General features: G+C 72.6%; 22 protein-coding genes and 2 pseudogenes. 8 read left to right on the forward strand and 16 right to left on the reverse strand.

Annotated features, from left to right (window positions below; all coding sequences use genetic code 11):
• Positions 1 to 13: 13 nt before the first annotated feature.
• Positions 14 to 1,750 carry a dolichyl-phosphate-mannose--protein mannosyltransferase gene (locus FIV44_RS07875; protein WP_246086868.1) on the forward strand — a complete coding sequence of 579 codons (1,737 nt, stop codon included), beginning with the start codon at positions 14 to 16 and terminating at the stop codon, positions 1,748 to 1,750.
• 175 nt (positions 1,751 to 1,925) lie between these two features.
• Here the strand turns inward: FIV44_RS07875 and FIV44_RS07880 are convergent, their stop codons facing one another.
• The 9 genes and pseudogenes from FIV44_RS07880 to FIV44_RS07915 all read right to left on the reverse strand — a co-directional run bounded on the left by FIV44_RS07880 (position 1,926) and on the right by FIV44_RS07915 (position 7,097).
• Positions 1,926 to 2,195, reverse strand: coding sequence for a DUF7218 family protein (locus FIV44_RS07880; protein ID WP_141003964.1), 270 nt, complete (start codon positions 2,193 to 2,195; stop codon positions 1,926 to 1,928).
• Between the two features lie 40 nt (positions 2,196 to 2,235).
• A complete protein-coding gene (locus FIV44_RS30335; RefSeq protein ID WP_181411041.1) occupies positions 2,236 to 2,883 on the reverse strand; it encodes a hypothetical protein in 648 nt (215 codons plus the stop codon).
• Between the two features lie 13 nt (positions 2,884 to 2,896).
• Positions 2,897 to 4,129, reverse strand: a complete 1,233-nt coding sequence (locus FIV44_RS07890) for an NRAMP family divalent metal transporter (protein ID WP_141003965.1) — start codon at positions 4,127 to 4,129, stop codon at positions 2,897 to 2,899.
• Positions 4,126 to 4,599, reverse strand: a complete 474-nt coding sequence (locus tag FIV44_RS07895; protein WP_181411042.1) for a hypothetical protein — start codon at positions 4,597 to 4,599, stop codon at positions 4,126 to 4,128. The genes FIV44_RS07890 and FIV44_RS07895 overlap by 4 nt, the downstream gene beginning before the upstream one ends.
• A pseudogene (locus tag FIV44_RS07900) lies at positions 4,578 to 4,957 on the reverse strand (DUF6328 family protein). Before FIV44_RS07900 ends, FIV44_RS07895 begins: the two are co-directional and overlap by 22 nt.
• 83 nt (positions 4,958 to 5,040) lie before the next feature.
• Positions 5,041 to 5,259 (reverse strand): hypothetical protein, encoded by a 219-nt coding sequence (locus FIV44_RS07905; protein WP_141003968.1) that lies wholly within the window; start codon positions 5,257 to 5,259, stop codon positions 5,041 to 5,043.
• Positions 5,256 to 5,417 (reverse strand): hypothetical protein, encoded by a 162-nt coding sequence (locus tag FIV44_RS30340; RefSeq protein WP_181411043.1) that lies wholly within the window; start codon positions 5,415 to 5,417, stop codon positions 5,256 to 5,258. Before FIV44_RS30340 ends, FIV44_RS07905 begins: the two co-directional genes overlap by 4 nt.
• 61 nt (positions 5,418 to 5,478) lie before the next feature.
• Positions 5,479 to 6,339, reverse strand: coding sequence for an SDR family oxidoreductase (locus tag FIV44_RS07910; protein WP_141003969.1), 861 nt, complete (start codon positions 6,337 to 6,339; stop codon positions 5,479 to 5,481).
• Positions 6,340 to 6,407: 68 nt separating this feature from the next.
• Positions 6,408 to 7,097 (reverse strand): ANTAR domain-containing protein, encoded by a 690-nt coding sequence (locus FIV44_RS07915; RefSeq protein ID WP_141003970.1) that lies wholly within the window; start codon positions 7,095 to 7,097, stop codon positions 6,408 to 6,410.
• 240 nt (positions 7,098 to 7,337) lie between these two features.
• Here FIV44_RS07915 and FIV44_RS07920 point away from each other — a divergent pair, with 240 nt between their 5' ends.
• From FIV44_RS07920 to FIV44_RS31950, 4 genes are read left to right on the forward strand one after another with little or no spacing between them, the layout of a single operon-like run.
• A complete protein-coding gene (locus tag FIV44_RS07920) occupies positions 7,338 to 8,366 on the forward strand; it encodes an iron-containing redox enzyme family protein (RefSeq protein ID WP_141003971.1) in 1,029 nt (342 codons plus the stop codon).
• Positions 8,367 to 8,373: 7 nt separating this feature from the next.
• Entirely contained in the window at positions 8,374 to 8,577 is a 204-nt protein-coding gene (locus tag FIV44_RS07925; protein ID WP_141003972.1) for a CDGSH iron-sulfur domain-containing protein, read from the forward strand.
• Complete coding sequence (locus FIV44_RS31945) at positions 8,574 to 9,170, forward strand: alcohol dehydrogenase catalytic domain-containing protein (RefSeq protein ID WP_246086869.1); 597 nt, start codon at positions 8,574 to 8,576, stop codon at positions 9,168 to 9,170. Before FIV44_RS07925 ends, FIV44_RS31945 begins: the two co-directional genes overlap by 4 nt.
• Positions 9,122 to 9,754 carry a zinc-binding dehydrogenase gene (locus FIV44_RS31950; protein ID WP_246086870.1) on the forward strand — a complete coding sequence of 211 codons (633 nt, stop codon included), beginning with the start codon at positions 9,122 to 9,124 and terminating at the stop codon, positions 9,752 to 9,754. Before FIV44_RS31945 ends, FIV44_RS31950 begins: the two co-directional genes overlap by 49 nt.
• Before the next feature lie 87 nt (positions 9,755 to 9,841).
• Here the strand turns inward: FIV44_RS31950 and FIV44_RS07935 are convergent, their stop codons facing one another.
• On the reverse strand, positions 9,842 to 10,669 hold the full coding sequence (locus FIV44_RS07935; protein ID WP_181411044.1) for a sigma-70 family RNA polymerase sigma factor: 828 nt from the start codon (positions 10,667 to 10,669) through the stop codon (positions 9,842 to 9,844).
• Between the two features lie 247 nt (positions 10,670 to 10,916).
• On the opposite strand from FIV44_RS07935, the gene FIV44_RS07940 reads away from it, so the two are divergent.
• Entirely contained in the window at positions 10,917 to 11,276 is a 360-nt protein-coding gene (locus FIV44_RS07940; RefSeq protein WP_141003974.1) for a (2,3-dihydroxybenzoyl)adenylate synthase, read from the forward strand.
• 112 nt (positions 11,277 to 11,388) lie between these two features.
• On the forward strand, positions 11,389 to 12,096 hold the full coding sequence (locus FIV44_RS07945; protein ID WP_219996342.1) for a response regulator: 708 nt from the start codon (positions 11,389 to 11,391) through the stop codon (positions 12,094 to 12,096).
• 241 nt (positions 12,097 to 12,337) lie between these two features.
• Here FIV44_RS07945 and FIV44_RS07950 read toward each other — a convergent pair whose 3' ends face one another.
• Genes FIV44_RS07950 through flgK form a run of 4 tightly spaced genes read right to left on the reverse strand, consistent with a single transcriptional unit; the run spans position 12,338 to position 15,041 of the window.
• Complete coding sequence (locus FIV44_RS07950) at positions 12,338 to 12,583, reverse strand: carbon storage regulator (protein WP_141003975.1); 246 nt, start codon at positions 12,581 to 12,583, stop codon at positions 12,338 to 12,340.
• A 17-nt stretch (positions 12,584 to 12,600) separates the two neighbouring features.
• On the reverse strand, positions 12,601 to 12,990 hold the full coding sequence (gene fliW / locus FIV44_RS07955) for a flagellar assembly protein FliW (RefSeq protein WP_246086871.1): 390 nt from the start codon (positions 12,988 to 12,990) through the stop codon (positions 12,601 to 12,603).
• A gap of 8 nt (positions 12,991 to 12,998) precedes the next feature.
• Positions 12,999 to 13,889: a flagellar hook-associated protein FlgL gene (gene flgL / locus FIV44_RS07960; RefSeq protein ID WP_141003977.1), complete on the reverse strand. Its 891-nt coding sequence runs from the start codon at positions 13,887 to 13,889 to the stop codon at positions 12,999 to 13,001.
• 9 nt (positions 13,890 to 13,898) lie between these two features.
• Positions 13,899 to 15,041 carry a flagellar hook-associated protein FlgK gene (gene flgK / locus FIV44_RS07965; protein WP_246087003.1) on the reverse strand — a complete coding sequence of 381 codons (1,143 nt, stop codon included), beginning with the start codon at positions 15,039 to 15,041 and terminating at the stop codon, positions 13,899 to 13,901.
• Here flgK and FIV44_RS31955 point away from each other — a divergent pair.
• Positions 14,958 to 15,194, forward strand: coding sequence for a hypothetical protein (locus tag FIV44_RS31955; protein WP_246086872.1), 237 nt, complete (start codon positions 14,958 to 14,960; stop codon positions 15,192 to 15,194). The two genes, flgK and FIV44_RS31955, sit on opposite strands and share 84 nt — an antisense overlap.
• A 35-nt stretch (positions 15,195 to 15,229) precedes the next feature.
• Here the strand turns inward: FIV44_RS31955 and FIV44_RS33930 are convergent.
• Positions 15,230 to 15,301: pseudogene (locus FIV44_RS33930) on the reverse strand (hypothetical protein); the annotation flags it as partial.
• A complete protein-coding gene (gene flgN / locus FIV44_RS07975; protein ID WP_141003979.1) occupies positions 15,301 to 15,780 on the reverse strand; it encodes a flagellar export chaperone FlgN in 480 nt (159 codons plus the stop codon). The gene flgN and the pseudogene FIV44_RS33930, both read right to left, overlap by 1 nt.
• Positions 15,781 to 15,837 lie beyond the last annotated feature (57 nt).

The raw sequence follows: 15,837 nt of genomic DNA on the forward strand, positions 1-15,837 counted from the left end.
AGGCTTCGGCACCGTGACTGTCGCCGGCCTCTCCCGCACCGCGCTCGGCCAGCGCGTGCCGCTGGCGGTGGAGCGGGCGATCAGCCCGATCCGGCGGCTGTCGGGCCGGGAGCGGCTGCTCGGCTGGCTCGCGCCGATCGCGCTCACGGTCCTGGCGTTCGGGCTGCGGGTGGTCGGGCTGGGGAACCCGCACCGGTTCGCGTTCGACGAGACGTACTACGCCAAGGACGCCTGGTCGCTGCTCAACAACGGCTACGTCCAGACCTACCTCACCGACGTCGACGGCAACACCAAGACCGACATCAACGCCGACATCCTCGCCGGGCACACCCAGGGCGTGTGGACCGGCGACCCGTCGCTCGCGGTGCACCCCGACGTCGGCAAGTGGCTGATCGCGCTCGGCGAGCAGGCGTTCGGGATGGACCCGTTCGGCTGGCGGATCGCCTCGGCCGTCGCCGGGGCGCTGATGGTGCTGGTCATGTGCCGGCTGGTACGACGGATGACCGGCTCCACGATGCTCGGCTGCATCGCCGGCACCCTGCTCATGCTCGACGGCCTGCACTTCGTGCTCTCGCGGCTCGCGCTGCTCGACATCTTCCTCGCGCTCTTCCTGCTGTGCGCGGTGTCCTGCCTCGTGGCGGACCGGGACTGGCACCGGGCGAGACTCGGGGCCCGGGCACGTCGTACCGACGGCGGGGTGGCGCTGACCGGGTGGGGGCCGCCGGTCCTGTTCCGGCCGTGGCTGCTGGCCGCCGGCGTCTGCTTCGGCCTGGCGATCGGCACCAAGTGGACGGCGCTCTTCCCGCTCGCCGCCCTCGGCGTCCTGTGCTGGGTCTGGAGCGCCGGCGCCCGCCGCTCGCTCGGCATCCGGTGGGCGCTGGTCAAGGGCGCGCTGGTCGACGGCGTACCGGCGTTCCTGTCGCTGGTCGTGGTGGCGCTGCTCGTCTACATCGCGACGTGGGGCGGCTGGCTGGCGCACGCGAAGGAGTACGAGGAGCACCTCAGCTCCACGCAGTACCGCCAGTACACCGGCCACGGGCACTGCGCGAAGGACGACGACTCCTATGTCGCGACCGACCTCGACAAGACCAAGCGCTGGCCGACCGCCACCGAGAAGGACGCGACCGGCCTGGGCGAGACCTGGCAGTCGCTGCGCTCGCTCTGGTACTACCACCAGGACGTCTACACCTTCCACACGCACTTCCTGAACTGCTCCGAGCACTTCTACGAGTCGAAGCCGTCGAGCTGGCTGCTGGTCAACCGTCCGGTCGGCGTCGCGGTCACCAACGACATCTCGCCGGACACGCCCGGCTGCGACGCTCCCGCCGACAGCCACTGCATCAAGCAGGTGCTGCTCCTGCCCACACCCGTGCTGTGGTGGGGCGGCGTGCTCGCGCTGCTGTTCTCCGTGGTGATGTGGATCGGCGCCCGCGACTGGCGCTACGGACTGGCGGTCGTGGGCGCCCTGTCCGCCTGGCTGCCCTGGATGATGTACGACGACCGGCCGATCTTCCTCTTCTACGCGATCGCGATCCTGCCGTTCACCGTCATGGCGATCACGCTCACCATCGGCACGCTGATCGGGCCCTCGCGCGCGCCGTCGGCCCGTCGTACCGCGGGGGTGATCGTCGGCGGCGCGTTCGTGGTGCTGACGCTGGTGAACTTCGCCTGGTTCTGGCCGATCTGGACCAACCAGATGCTGACCCACAGCGAGTGGCTGGACCGGGTCTGGTTCTCCCGCTGGGTCTGACCGACCCGGCGCGAACTGCCCCGCAGACGACGCTGACCCGGCGCGTCCTTACCCGCGGACGTCATCGACCCGGCGCGTCCTTACCTCACGAGAAGGTCAGGACGCGCCGGGTCAGCGGGAATGCGCGGTCAGGATGAGCCGGGTCAGCGCAAATCCCAGGGCAGTTCGTGCCGGGTCAGTGGTTGCGGAGGGCGTCGATGAGCTCGCCCTTCCTCATCGACGACCGTCCGTCGATGTCGAGCTCGCCGGCGCGCTTGCGGAGCTCGTCGACGGTCCACTCCTCGTAGGGCTCGGCCTTGCCGCCGCGGCGGCCGACCTTGCTGGAGCCCTCGGAGGCCATGGCGTTGGAGATGCGCGCGGCCTTCTCCTTGCTGGCGCCGCCCTTGCGGATCTCCTCGTAGGCGTCCGGGTTCTTGATCCCGGGACCGTGCTTCTTGCCGGGCATGTCTCCTCCTCCGAATCCGGGTGTGGGTCCTCTGCAGGCGCTACCCGCGCAGCGGCCGGAGAGACGCCCCGGGACCGATCCGGACTTCGCCCGCGTCGAGGTCGAGCTCGACGGCGTCGTCCAGGTCGACGACGCGGGCGTGCCGGTGCAGCCGGCGCACGACCGCGGCGACGGCGGCAGGACCCGGCTCGCTGCGGCGGTCGTAGCCGAACAGGGCGCCGGGGCGGCCGGGGCCGACGATCAGGGCGGTGACCCGGTGCTCCCCGGGGCCGCAGGGCGAGCCGAGCATGCGCAGGTCGAGCACCTTCGAGCGGCGCGGGACGACGGCGCAGCGGACGGGCAGGCCGAGCACCCGGCTGACCCGGAGCCGGCGCGGGTCCGTGGCGCGGGCGGGCTCCATCGGGCTGGACGGGTCCGGGCCTGGCACGGTCAGTCGGACCTCGCTGTCGACGTCCTCGATCAGGTCGAGGTCGATCACGCGCGGGAGGGCGCGCACGGAGAGGTCGAAGCGTGGCAGGAGCGCCGGGAGGCCGGTCAGCAGCGCGGTGGGCGTCAGCGTCCCGTCCTCGCCGCGGAGCAGCTCGATGTCGTCGACCTTCCCGGCCAGGCGGCCGTCGGAGGTGACGACCTGGCGGTCGAGCAGGTGCAGCCCGACGTCGTACCCGTCGCGCTCGGTCAGCGACACCATCGGCCCACTCCCCTCAGCCCTGTCCCATCGACGTGACGACCATCAGCGGGATCGCGGCCACGGCGGCGACCGCGATGACGACGAGGTAGCCGACCCCGAGCGCGTTGGCGACCGGCCCGTTGACGTGCTCGCCGAGGTAGTCCGGGTCGTTGGCGACCACGAGGATCGGGAAGTACGTCAGCGGCAGCGCGATCGCCGAGAACACCACCGACATCTCGGTGACCATGATCGGGTCGACGCCGGTGAGCAGCACCCCGGCCGCGACGACCGTGGCGACGAGCAGGATGACGTGGAAGCCGACGGCCTCCCGCGCGCGGACGTACTTGCCCCACGGGAAGCCGAAGTACTGCGCCAGGCTGTAGCCCGTCGCGAGGCCGGTCTCGCACGCGGCGCCGAAGGTGGCCGCGAAGAAGCCCAGCACCACGACCGCCAGCCCGATCTTGCCGAGCCCCACCGCCACCGGCAGGCCGACCTGGCCGAGCGTCTCGACCTCGATGCCGGTCGGGAGGAAGACGACCGCGGCGCAGGCGGCGATGGACGCCGACAGCAGTCCCCCGAGGGGGAAGCCGATGAAGACGTTGGCCCGCATCACCCCGATGTCCCTGGTCGTCCAGCGCTCCTCGACCCCACCGCTGGAGAAGAAGAACACCTCGTACGGCGTCATGGCGGCGCCGAACAGGGCGACCCCGTAGTAGGCGTACGTCGTCCAGCCCTCCGCGGCCGGCTTCTCCGCCGGCGACAGCCCGGCCGCGAGCTCGCCCCAGTCCGGGCCGAGCTGCCACAGCGCGACCGCGAACGCGACCAGGGCCAGGCCCAGCAGGCCGAGCACGTTCTCGATCGCGGAGAACTTCGCGCGCCACAGCACGATCCACACCGCGGCCGCGACGACCGGCATGATCAACAGGTGGTGGATCGTGCTGACCAGCTGCAGCGCGAGGGCGATGCCACCGATCTCGGCGATGAAGGTCAGCAGGGTGACCAGCATCGAGCCGACCAGGTTGAGGAAGCCCATCCGCGGGCCGAGCCGCTCGCGCACGAGGTCGAAGGTCGCGCGATGGCTGACCGCCGCGATCCGTCCCGACATCTCGGCGAACACGCAGATGCCGACCACGCCCACGACCACCACCCACACCAGCGACGTGCCGAACCGGGCGCCGACCTGGGCGTTGGTGACTAGGTCGCCGATGTCGACGAAGCCGCCGATGGCCGTCAGGACGCCCAGCAGGACGGCGAGATAGCGCTTCACGGCGACGCTCGCTCGAGCTCCCCCGCGATCCGGTCGAGGTCGTCGAGCAGGGCCGGGTCGTCGTACCTCCCCGCGACGACGTGCGCGCGGGCGGTGCGGACGAGCTCGACGGCCCGCGCCAGCAGGTCCAGGACCGCCCGCGCCGCCCCGGTCCGCCGGGCGGGCGCCTGGACCCGGGCCAGGTCGTCCTCCGCCCTACCGGCCGCCTCCTCGGCGTCGGCCATCAGCACGGTCGTGTACGACGACCAGGTCCGCCCCTCGGCAGCTGTCTCCAGCGCCAGGCGGGCGGTGGCGACCTGGCTCGCGGCGTCGGCCAGGGCCTGCTCCGCCTGCTCGTCCCAGCCGTCGGCGTCCGGCCGGCCCACGACGCCGCACCCGGCGACCAGCGGCCCCAGGACGGCCAGCCAGACGACGAGCACCGCGACGACGGCCGGTCGCTCCGAGCGCTTCACCTCGCGCGGCCCCGCCACGGGACCACGGCCCACATCAGGGTGAACGCGAGCGCGACCGCCGCCGCGGCGGTCAGGGCAGCCACGCGGCCGAGGACGACGTCGAACACCAGCAGCACCACGGCCGCGGAGACCGTGGCCAGGCCGACCAGGCCGGCGAGGGCGCACCGCTGCGCGGCCGCGACGATCCACTCCCGCTCCCCCGCCGGAAGAGCAGGCGGTGGTAGCAGACCGGCGCGACGATGACGAGCGTGGTGAGGACGGCCGCGACCAGAATGCCGAGGTAGATCCGCTGCTGGGTCTCGGTCAGCTCGGTGAACCGCTCGGTGAACGGCACGGTCAGCAGGAAGCCGGTGAGGATCTGCACGCCGGTCTGCATCACCCGGAGCTCCTGGAGCAGCTCGTTGAAGTTCCGGGTGATCTGCTGCGGCGGCCGGGGCCGCCGCCCGACCGGCGGGCTGGTCACGCCCAGCCCTCCTCCACGTCCTGCGCGTGGGGGTAGATCTCGTCCGGGTCGGCGTCCTCCCCCGGGTGGTCGAGCGGCACCTCGGGGTCGCGGTCGGGGACGTGGTAGTCCTCGGGCGTCGAGCGGTCGGCCTCCGGCACCGGCCGCTGCTCCGGGTCGACCGGCTCGTCCGGCTCCTGCGGCCGCTCGGGATTCTCGGGGTCGGGGATGGTCACGGTCGACCGCCTCCTGTCTGGTCTCCTGTCTGGTCTCCGGTCCGGGCGTTCGGCCCGGTCGCACCTTCCTGCACGTCGTCGTCGGTCGGGTGCCCGGCGACGGCGTCCGAGGGGGTCTCGGCGGCTCCGGCGTCGTCGAGGTTGCCGACCTCGGACACCTGGCCATCGTCACGCTCTCGCGGTCGGTTGTCCATGCCGGTGAGGTACCCCGGCGGCGGGTCAGAACACGGGCTTGCCGCCGGTGACGCCGAGCACCGTGCCGGAGACGTACGACGCGTCGCCGGGCGAGGCGAGGAACACGAACGCCGGCGCGACCTCGGCCGGCTGCCCGGCCCGCCCGAGCGGCGTGTCGAGCCCGAAGCGCGCCACCTTCTCCGGCTCCTGGGTGGCCGGCTGGAGCGGGGTCCAGATCGGTCCCGGCGCCACCGCGTTGACCCGGATCCCGTCGCCGCCGAGGGAGGAGGCGAGGTTGACCGTGAGGTTGTTGATGGCGGCCTTGGTGGCGGCGTAGTCGAGCAGCGTCTCGGACGGCTCGAAGGCCTGGATGGAGGCGTTGTTGACGATGCAGCCGGGCCGCTCGCGCAGGTGCGGCGCGGCGGCGCGGACCAGCCACATCAGGGCGTAGAGGTTGGTCTTGAAGGTGCGGTCGATCCGCTCGTCGCTCAGGTCGTCGACCGCGTGGTCGCGCGCCATCTGGTAGCCGGCGTTGTTGACCAGGACGTCCAGCGCGCCGAGCTCGTCGACCGTACGACGGACCGCCTCGTCGCACGCCTCGCTGGTGCGCAGGTCGAGCGCCATGGGCAGCACCCGGCGGCCGGCGTCGGTCACGAGCGCGGCGGTGGCGTCGGCGTCCGGCTGCTCCTCGGGGAGGTGGGTGAAGGCGACGTCGGCGCCTTCCCGGGCGTAGGCGATCGCGACCGCGCGGCCGATCCCGGAGTCGCCGCCGGTGATCAGCGCGACCTGTCCGTCGAGGCGTCCGTGCCCGACGTACGACTGCTCGCCGTGGTCCGGCTCGGGGTCCATCTCCCCCGTCAGGCCGGGGGGTGTCTGCTGCTGGGCGGGGAATGCCTGCTCGCTCATGTCCCGGTGTTACCCGGGTGATGCCGCGAGAGTCGGGTACTCCCCGGGCCGAGTCGACGCGAACGGACTCAGTCGGGCCGGTTTCCCCGAGCCGTCCGGCTGGCGGTGAGGTCGTCGAGCAGCGCGTCCAGCAACCGGCGCAGTCCAGGGTGGCTGACATGCCCCTCCCGAGCCACCTGGATCAGGCGCTCGGCGACCTCCCGCACCTTCACGTTGCGGTTGCGGGACCACCACTTGAGCATGGCGAAGGCGGCATCGGCGTCGAGGCCGTAGCCCAGCATCAGGATGCCCTTGGCCTGCTCGATGGTGTCCCGCGACGCAGCCGACGCGGCGACCGCGGCGTCGGCCGCGGCACTGGTCTCCGCCTCGAGCTCGGGCGTCAGGTCGAGGTAGTAGCCGAGGAGACGGTCGACCTTGCCGCTGGTGCGGCCGCCGTCGTACTGGCCCTCGCCGACGAGGACGACATTGCGGACCTCGTCGCCCACCAGGATCCGGTAGTAGACGTTGAAGGGCGAGCCGCCGTCGATCGCGACCTGCAGCGTCCGTTCGACGAGCTCGCGGTCGAGCTCGTGCTTGTGGCGCATGATCAGCTGGGTGGTCGGCTCCACCTCACCCGGCTCGTAGCCGTGGATCGCGAAGACGTCGTCGTCCCACTCCCACGCGTCGCCCGCTACGTCGTAGACGAACCGGCCCGTCTGGCGGGCGCCGCCGACCCCCGCCAGCGATGCCGGCTCACCCTCCTGCAGGTCCTCACCCATCGCGCCCCTCCGTGCCCTCCGTGCGGCCGAGGTGACCTCGGTATGCGTTGCCCACGGCCCGGGTACCCCGCAACCACCGGAGGAGGTCGCATGGGTCGGCGGACCGTCTACGACGAGAACTATGGCGAATCGGGATCGCGGCACACAACAGGGGGGCACCTGATCCTTGTGCTGACCCTGCGTCGCATGCTGCTGCGCCTCATCTGGGGCGAGCTGTGGGAAGGAAGGACGAGGACCTAGATGAAGTTGCCCGAGCCCTGCGGACCGCTCAGCGAGCGCGTCGTCGACACTCTCCGCGCCCGCCCCCACGGCCCGCACGCGGTGCCCGAGCCGCGGGCGATGGGCGACGTCACCTACCCCCTCACCGACCGCGACTTCCAGCTCGCGCTGTGGACGCTCTACGAGCTCCACTACCGCGGCTTCGACGACGTCGAGGATCCCCACGCGGAGTGGGACCCGCTGCTGATGGTCAGCCGTGCGGGCCTGGAGCGGACCTTCGAGCACGCCGTCCGCACCCTCGTGAGCGAGGCCCCCGGTGACGCCCCCGCGCTCGCCGACCTCGGCGCCACCCCGGCCGAGCAGGTCACCGCGGCGCTGGTCCGGATGACCGCCCGCTCCGGCCCCTCGGAGGTCGCCCAGTTCCTGCACCGCCGGGCGACGCGCACGGAGTTCTGCTCCTACCTGGCCGAGCGGGCGGTCTACCACCTGCGCGAGTCCGACCCGCAGAGCTTCGTGCTGCCCCGGATCGGCGGCGCCGCGAAGGTGGCGCTCGCCGAGCTCCAGTACGACGAGTACGGCGGCGGCCGACCCGACCGGCTGCACCAGACGCTCTTCGCCCGCGCGCTCGAGTCCCTCGACATGCCGACCGACCTGGCGCCGTACGTCGCCGGCGCGACGGGGGCGACCCTGGCGTCGGTCAACCTGATGTCGCTGTTCGCGCTGAACCGCCGGCTGCGGGGCGCGGCGATGGGCCACCTGGCGGCGTTCGAGGCGACCAGCTCGCTGCCGTGCGAGCGGATCCTGCGCGGCGCACGCCGGCTGCGGCTGCCGGAGGCGGTGTGCGACTACTACGACGAGCACGTGGAGGCCGACGCCGTGCACGAGCAGCTCGCCATTCGCGGCATCTGCGCCGCCCTGGTCGCGGACGAGCCGGAGCTCGCCGCCGACGTGGTGCTCGGCGCCACCGCGTGCCTGGCCGTGGACGGCCTCGCCGGCGAGGTGCTCCTCGACGGCTGGCGGGCGCAGCGCGACGCACCGGCGGCGGGGTGAGGCGGCGATGACCACACCACGCAGGGTGACGGTGACCGAGTGCCCGGGCGGACCGCTGCTGATCCGCGGCGCGGACGAGGTCGTCGGGATCGACGGCACCGCCGCTCCGGTGGAGCGCGCCGTCGTGGCGCTGTGCCGGTGCGGCCGGTCCGACCGGCTGCCCTGGTGCGACGACAGTCACCGCGATCGCAGGCGAAGGAGGACATCGTGAGAGCAGTGACCTGGCAGGGCAAGGGACGGATGAGCGTCGAGGACGTTCCCGACCCCCGGATCGAGCAGCCCGACGACGTCGTCGTCCGGGTCACCTCGACCGGGCTGTGCGGCTCCGACCTGCACCTCTACGACCCGCTGGCGCCGTTCATGGAGCCCGGAGACGTCGTCGGGCACGAGCCGATCGGGGTCGTCGAGGAGGTCGGCGCGGCCGTCGGGTCGCTCCGGGTGGGCGACCGCGTCGTCGTACCGTTCAACGTCAGCTGCGGCCGGTGCTGGATGTGCGCCCGGGGCCTGCACAGCCAGTGCGAGACCACGCAGAACACCGAGCAGGGCACCGGCGCGAGCCTGTTCGGCTACAGCAAGCTGTACGGGCAGGTGCCGGGCGCGCAGGCGGAGTACCTGCGGGTGCCCTTCGCCGACACGCTGCCGATCAAGGTGCCCGACGGGCCGCCGGACGACCGCTTCGTGTTCCTCTCCGACGTGCTGCCGACGGCCTGGCAGGCCGTGGAGTACGCCGACCTCCGCCCGAGGACACGCTGCTCGTGCTGGGCGCCGGCCCGATCGGCGACATGTGCGCGCGGATCGCGCTGATGCGCGGCATCCGGGTGTTCGTCACGGACCCGGTGGTCGAGCGGATGCAGCGGGTCTCGGCGTACGGCGCCGAGGTGATCGTCACCGACAACGACACCGACACGGTCACCTGCGTCCTCGAGCTCACCCGCGGCCGCGGCGTCGACGCGGTGATCGACGCCGTCGGCATGGAGGCGCACGGCTCGCCGGTGGCCGAGTCCATGGCGAAGCTGGTCGGCTTCCTGCCGGACCGTCTCTCCGAGCCGATCATGCGCACCGCCGGCGTCGACCGGCTGGCCGCGCTGCACCTGGCGATGGACGCCGTGCGACGCGGCGGCACCGTCTCGGTGGTCGGGGTCTACGGCGGGCCGATGGACCCGATGCCGCTGATGGAGATGTTCGACAAGCAGATCCAGCTGCGGATGGGACAGGCGAACGTGCGGCACTGGAGCGACGACATCCTCGCCCTCCTCCTCGAGCCGACCGACCACCTCGGGGTGGACTCGTTCGCGACCCACCACCTGCCACTCGAGGACGCGCCGGCGGCGTACCACGACTTCCGCGAGAAGAACGACGGCATGGTGAAGGTGCTCTTCCAGCCGTGAGACGACGGCGCCAGACGACGGCGCCCCATGCGAATTCGTCGCGATTTGCGTGAAACCGGGACGAATTCGCATGGGGCGCCCGGCTGGTCAGGCCGCGCGGGGGCTGCCCGCGCCGACGGCGCGGCGCAGGTCGGTGAAGATCCGCTGCAGCAGCCGCGAGACCTGCACCTGGGTCACGCCGAGCTCGTCGGCGATCTCCTGCTGGGTGCGCTGCTCGTAGAAGCGCATCCGCAGGATCCGGCGGTCGCGCGGCTTGAGCTTGCGGCACGCAGGGCCCAGCATCGCGACCGCCTCGCTGTGCTCGAAGCCGGGCTCGGTGGCCGGCAGCAGGTCGCCCAGCGGGCTTCCCGTGGCGGCGACCGGCTCGTCGAGCGAGGCGGCGTGGGCGAGGTCACCGCAGGCCAGGGCCTCCTCGACCTCGGCCGGCGGGCAGTCGAGCTCGTCGGCCAGCTCCTGCGGCGTCGGCGGACGGCCGAGGTGCTGCGCCAGCTCCTCCTCGGCGGCCACCAGGCGCGGCCGGATCTCCTGGATCCGTCGCGGCGGGCGGACCGCCCACGCGGCGGAGCGGAAGTGGCGCTTGAGCTCGCCGAGGATGCTCGGCACGGCGAAGACCAGCAGGTCGTCGCCGCGTGCGGGGTCGAAGGACTGGACCGCACGGGTGAGCGCCAGGCAGGCGACCTGCTCGAGCTCGTCGAGACTCTGGCCGCGGTTGCGGTAGCGGGCCGCGAGGGTGCGGGCCACCGGGATGTTGAGGACGATGACCTCTTCGAGGAGACCATCACGCTCGCCCGGTGGACATTCCCGCGCCCTGTCCAGGAGCTCGGCGGTGCGAGCCTTGCGCTCGGCGGAGCTGACCTGGCCGGTGATCGATGCGGTGGAACGGTTGGGAATGGTTGGGATTGCGACGGAGGACACGATTACTCCCGAGGATCGAGAGTGATGTGGCGGTGGGCTTGGCCACGATGTCTGGTGCGTCTTTACCCAACCTAGCGACTCTTCATACCGATGACCACCCCCGATGACCATCGGACGTGGTCCCAACGGGCTAGGCGAAAGGGGACGTCGGGCGCCGTAACCGGGCATGCCTGCCACGGGTTGTACCGCCGTCAGGGCGCACCCGGCGCCCCTCGGCCCGCAGGGGCCACGGACCACGGAGGTCACGGTGGAGCAGATCGTGGTGGCACTGAGCCCGTTCACGCGCCGCAGCCGGTCCCTCGCCCTCGGTCACGCCGGTCTCGGCCTCGACCGCGGGCTCGAGCCCGGCGAGCACCTCGTCCTCCACGACCCGGTGGCCGACGAGCACTTCACCGCCGTCGTGGCCGACATCGCGTTCGAGCTCGCCGACACGTCGTACCGGATCGAGATCGGCACCCGCATCACCGCCGCCGAGGCCGTAGAGTGCGTGGCGCCCCCGACCGACGGCGAGCGGCTCACGACCCGGGACATCGTCGCGCTGCTCACCGAGCTGCGGCGCAGCGAGCGCGACGTCGCGGACGCGCTGGCCGATCTCCGCGCCCGCTGATCCTTCGTTCGACCACCGCGGCGTAGTCCATCCGGACCAGGGCGGATTCTTTACCGAACGGACCTTGGTGAATGGTCTCGCGTCTCGCGGCGCGGCAGCGGAGAATCCTCTCGTGCCAGCCGAGAATCCGATCCGCGTCTACATCGTCGACGACCACGAGGTCGTGCGCCGGGGCGTGGCGAGCCTGATCGCCACCGACCCCGAGCTCGAGGTGGTCGGACAGTCCGGCAGCGCCGGCGTCGCGCTGCGCGAGATCCTCGAGCTGCGGCCCGACATCGCCATCCTCGACGCGAACCTGGCCGACGGCACCGGCGTCGACATCTGCCGCGAGATGCGCTCGGTCGACCCCGACATCAAGGCGCTGATCCTCACGACGTACGACGACCCGGACGCCATCTCCGCCGCGATCCTCGCCGGCGCCGCCGGGTACGTCCTGAAGAAGATCGAGGGCAACTCGCTCCTCAACGGCATCAAGCTGGTCGCCGGCGGCCACTCGCTCATCGACCCCGCGGTCGCCAACCGGGTCGTGGAGCAGATGGAGATGCAGCGCAAGTCGCTCGACGTCATCTGCGAGCTCACGCCCCAGCAGCGCAAGATCTTCTTCCTCATCGCCGAGGGCATGACCAACCGGCAGATCGCCGAGAAGCTCTACCTCGCCGAGAAGACCGTGAAGAACCACGTCACCGGCCTGCTCGCCCGCCTCGGCCTCCAGCACCGCACGCAGGCCGCGCTGCTCGCCGTACGGCTGCGCGGGGCCGAGGGCGCCCGGCCGGCCGTGGGCGCCGGCTCCGGGGTGGCGGTGGCGCGCCGGGTGGGCTGAGGCGCCGCGTGGGCCGAGCGTCGCTCGGTCGTCGTCCTGGGCGTCGTACCAGGAGTAACCCCTGTCCCATGAGTCACTGGGATGGGGCTTTTCATGCGCTTGTCAGGGGTTGCAACCCCTGACAAGCGCATGGATCCCGGATGTCCGGGGATCCATGCAGCCGAGCCGGCCCGAGCCCGACCCGCGCAGGGTGAGGCGAGTGCAGCGAGGGGACCTGGCCCCGTCGAGGTAGGCCGAGCCGTCAGGTGCGGGAGCGGAGGGCCTGGCTGAGGGACGCGACAGCCGACTCCGGCGGGGAGGCGGCGTCGGCGTTGGCGTCGGCGAGCTCGGCGAGCAGCTCGGCGCGGTGGACGGCGACCGAGCGCGGGGCGTCGATGCCGATCCGGACGACGTCGCCGCGCACCTCGAGGACGGTCACGGTGACGGCCTCGGGCGAGCCGCCGCCGATGACGACGCTTTCGCCGATGCGACGCGAGAGAACCAGCACGTGGTGAGGCTATCGCGTCACGCGACGAGCGGTGCGGCGAGCGGCAGGTCCGCGTCGTCCAGGATCACCTGGCTGCCGCGCCGCGTCGCCGGGTTGACGACCAGCGGTGCACGGAGGTTGACGGTGGTGTCGGCGAGGGTGGCGCCGGCGTGGACCACGAGCAGCACGAGTACGTCGGCGGCCGACTCCTCGTCGATGCCGAGCTCGGCGGCGACGTCGTCGTCGAGGTCGAGGGCGTAGTCGGGGTAGAACGGCGCAGGGGGCACCACCACGAACTGCAGGTCCTGGCTGTCGAGCGACCGGAAGCCGTGCAGCACGCCGTCGTCGTCGAGGCGGACGAGCGCGAACCGCTCGTCGTCGGGGAACCCGGGCATCGGGTGGGCCAGCTCGATGACGGGGAGGTCCATGCACCCGATCATCGCAGGAAGTCCAGCAGGCTGGGCTGCATGACGCGCGCCGTCGCGGCCAGGGCCGCCTGGTAGGCGACCTCCTGCAGCTTGAGGTGCACGGTGGTCTCGGCCAGGTCGGCGTTCTCGATCGTGCTCAGGCTGTTCTCCAGCGAGATCTTCGCGTCGTCGGCGGCCAGGCCCGACTGCTCGATCCGCTGGTAGCGGGTGCCCGCGACCGCGCGGGCGCCGGTGACGGTGTCCTCCCGCGCCCGGAGCACGTCGATCGAGGCCCCGATGGCCGCGGTGTCGCCGGCGCGCAGCGCGGCCGCCAGGGCGTCCAGCTCCGCGAACACCGAGCTCGCGCCGTCGCCGAACACGGTCCGCCCGTCGACGTCGACCTGGACGACGACGCCGTCGGCGACCCGCCGGTCCACCGAGCCGGGTACGCCGACCCAGTTGCCACCCGCGTCGTACGCCCGCCCCCCGGCGGTGACGCCGCCGAAGACGGGCCGCTCGAGGTAGCTGGCGTTGGCGAGGCCGAGCAGCTGCTCGCGGATCCCCTCGACCTCGACCGCGAGCGCGTCGCGGGCCTGCTGGCCCAGGGCGCCGGTGTTGGCGCCCTGGATCGCGAGATCCCGCGCGCGTCGTACCGTGCTGGTGGTGGCGTCCAGCGTGCTGTCGATCTGGGTCAGCCAGCCGATGCCGTCCTGCGCGTTGCGCGCGTACTGCGTCTGGTCGGAGACCGAGGCTCGGATCCGCATGGCGGCCGTCGTTCCTGTCGGGTTGTCGGAGGGGCGGTTGATGACCCGTCCGGACGAGAGCTGCTCCTGCAGCGTCGCCATCCGCCCGAGGTTGCGCTGCAGGTTGGCGAGCGAGCCCTCGGTGAGCATCCGCTGGGTGACGCGTCCGATCGTCATGGCTGTCCCCTATCGCCCGACGAGGCCGGTGCGGTTGATGAGCGTGTCGAGCACCTCGTCGAGCGTCGTCATCAGCCGCGCGGCCGCTTCGTAGGCCCGCTGCGCGGCGACCATGTTGACGGTCTCCTCGTCCAGGCTGACGCCGGCCTGCTGCTCGCGGGCGTCGTCGAGGGCACCGGAGAGCGAGGCCTGGTTGGCGGTACGACGCTCGAGCGCGGCGACCTCGGTCCCGAGGCCGTTGACGAGGCGCTGGTAGGCGTCCGGATAGGTGCCGACCCGGCTGAGCAGGTCGGCGTTGCCGCCGTCGAGCGCGCCGCCGGGCAGGCTGGACGCGGCCAGCTGCGCCGGGTCGGTGATCGCGACCTGCAGGCTGGCGGCGCCGACGAGTGGGTCGTAGGTGAACAGCGGCACGCCCGGGGCGCCGCTGGCGTCGTACCCCGCCGCCTGCTGGGCGTTGACGCTCGCGGCGAGGTCGGCGGCGACGGCGTCCAGCCCGGCGCGGTACGCCGGCAGGGTGGTCGTCAGCACCTCCGTGACCGCGCCCAGCTCGCCGCCGGGTCCGGCCGAGCCGGTCGGGAGCACGGTGCTGCCCCACGAGGCGTCGACGCGGTAGCTGATGGCGGAGCCGTCCGCGTCGCCGGCCGGCGTGATGCCCGAGGCGACGACGAGGGCGCCGGCCTCCTTGCCCTGGACGAGGGTGGTGCCGCCGACGGCGACGGTGTACTGGCCGTCGGGCTCGATCGTGGTGACGGCGCCGGCGAGCTCGGCCAGGCGCAGCGCGAGCTGGTCGCGGCGGTCGCGCAGCACGCCCGCGTCGGTGCCGTTCTGCTCGGTGACGAGGATGTCGTGGTTGAGCGCGGCGAGGCCGCTGGCGGCGGTGTCGATCTCGCTGACGAGGCTGTTCGCGTGGACGCGCTGGTCGGCCTCCTCCCGCGTGACGTTGCCGACCTGCATCCGCAGCGCCTGCGCGAGCGTCTCGGCGCGGCCGAGGACCTGCTGGCGCGCGGCGGTGCCGCCGGGGTTGAGCGAGAGGTCCTGCCAGGCGTTGCGGAGGTCGAGCATCGCGGCGTGCACGCCGTTCGGGCCGGGCTCGCCGACGCCCGCCTCGACCCGGGCCAGGATCGTCCGGCTGGTCGAGAGGTAGGCGAGCAGGCCGTGCTCGCGGCGGACCCGCGCGTCGAGCAGGGGTCGGTCATCCGGCGGATCCCGCCCACCGCGACGCCGTCGCCGTGCCCGTCGTACCTCGACCAGAGGGCGGCCTGGGCGCTGCTGACCGAGGCGCCGACCACGCTGCGGCGGACGTAGCCCTCGGTGGTGGCGTTGGCGATGTTGTTGCCGGCGACCTCGAGCGCGACCTGGTTGTAGCGCAGCGCGGAGAGGGCGGAGGTGATGGAGCCGAACGAGCCGGCCATCACAGGCTCCGGTCGAGCAGGTGCTGGCGCGGGGCGTCGGCGACGACGGTCCCCGCGTGCGTGTAGCTCGCGGTCGTCGTGCCCCCGATCGCGAGCAGCGTCTCGCGGGCCGACCGGTAGCCGGCGGTGAGCAGGCCCTTGGCCTCCTCGGAGGTCTCCGCGATGTCGCGGGCGATCGCGACGAGGGCGTCGCGGTGGTCGTGCAGGATGCCGCGCCACGGGTCGGGCGCCGCCTCGGCGAGCGCCGACAGCGACGGGTTGGGCGTCAAGCCCAGCAGCGCGGCGGTCTCGTCGGCGGCCGTGGCGCGCAGCACCTCGGTGGCGCGCAGGTCGTCGAGCAGGGCCTCGATGTCACGGGTGGCGTTGACCAGCCACCGGGTCCGGCCGCTGGCGAGCACCAGCCGCTCGACCTCGAGGCGGTAGGCGAGCGCCTCGAGCATCTCCCGCTCCCGCCACAGGACCTGTGACAGCCTGTCCATCTCTGCTGTGTCTGTGTCGACCACGACGTCTCCGACCTCTCCGCCCCGAGCTGCGGG

Origin of the sequence: Nocardioides humi (genome assembly GCF_006494775.1) — a bacterium.
Taxonomy (GTDB): Bacteria; Actinomycetota; Actinomycetes; order Propionibacteriales; family Nocardioidaceae; genus Nocardioides; species Nocardioides humi.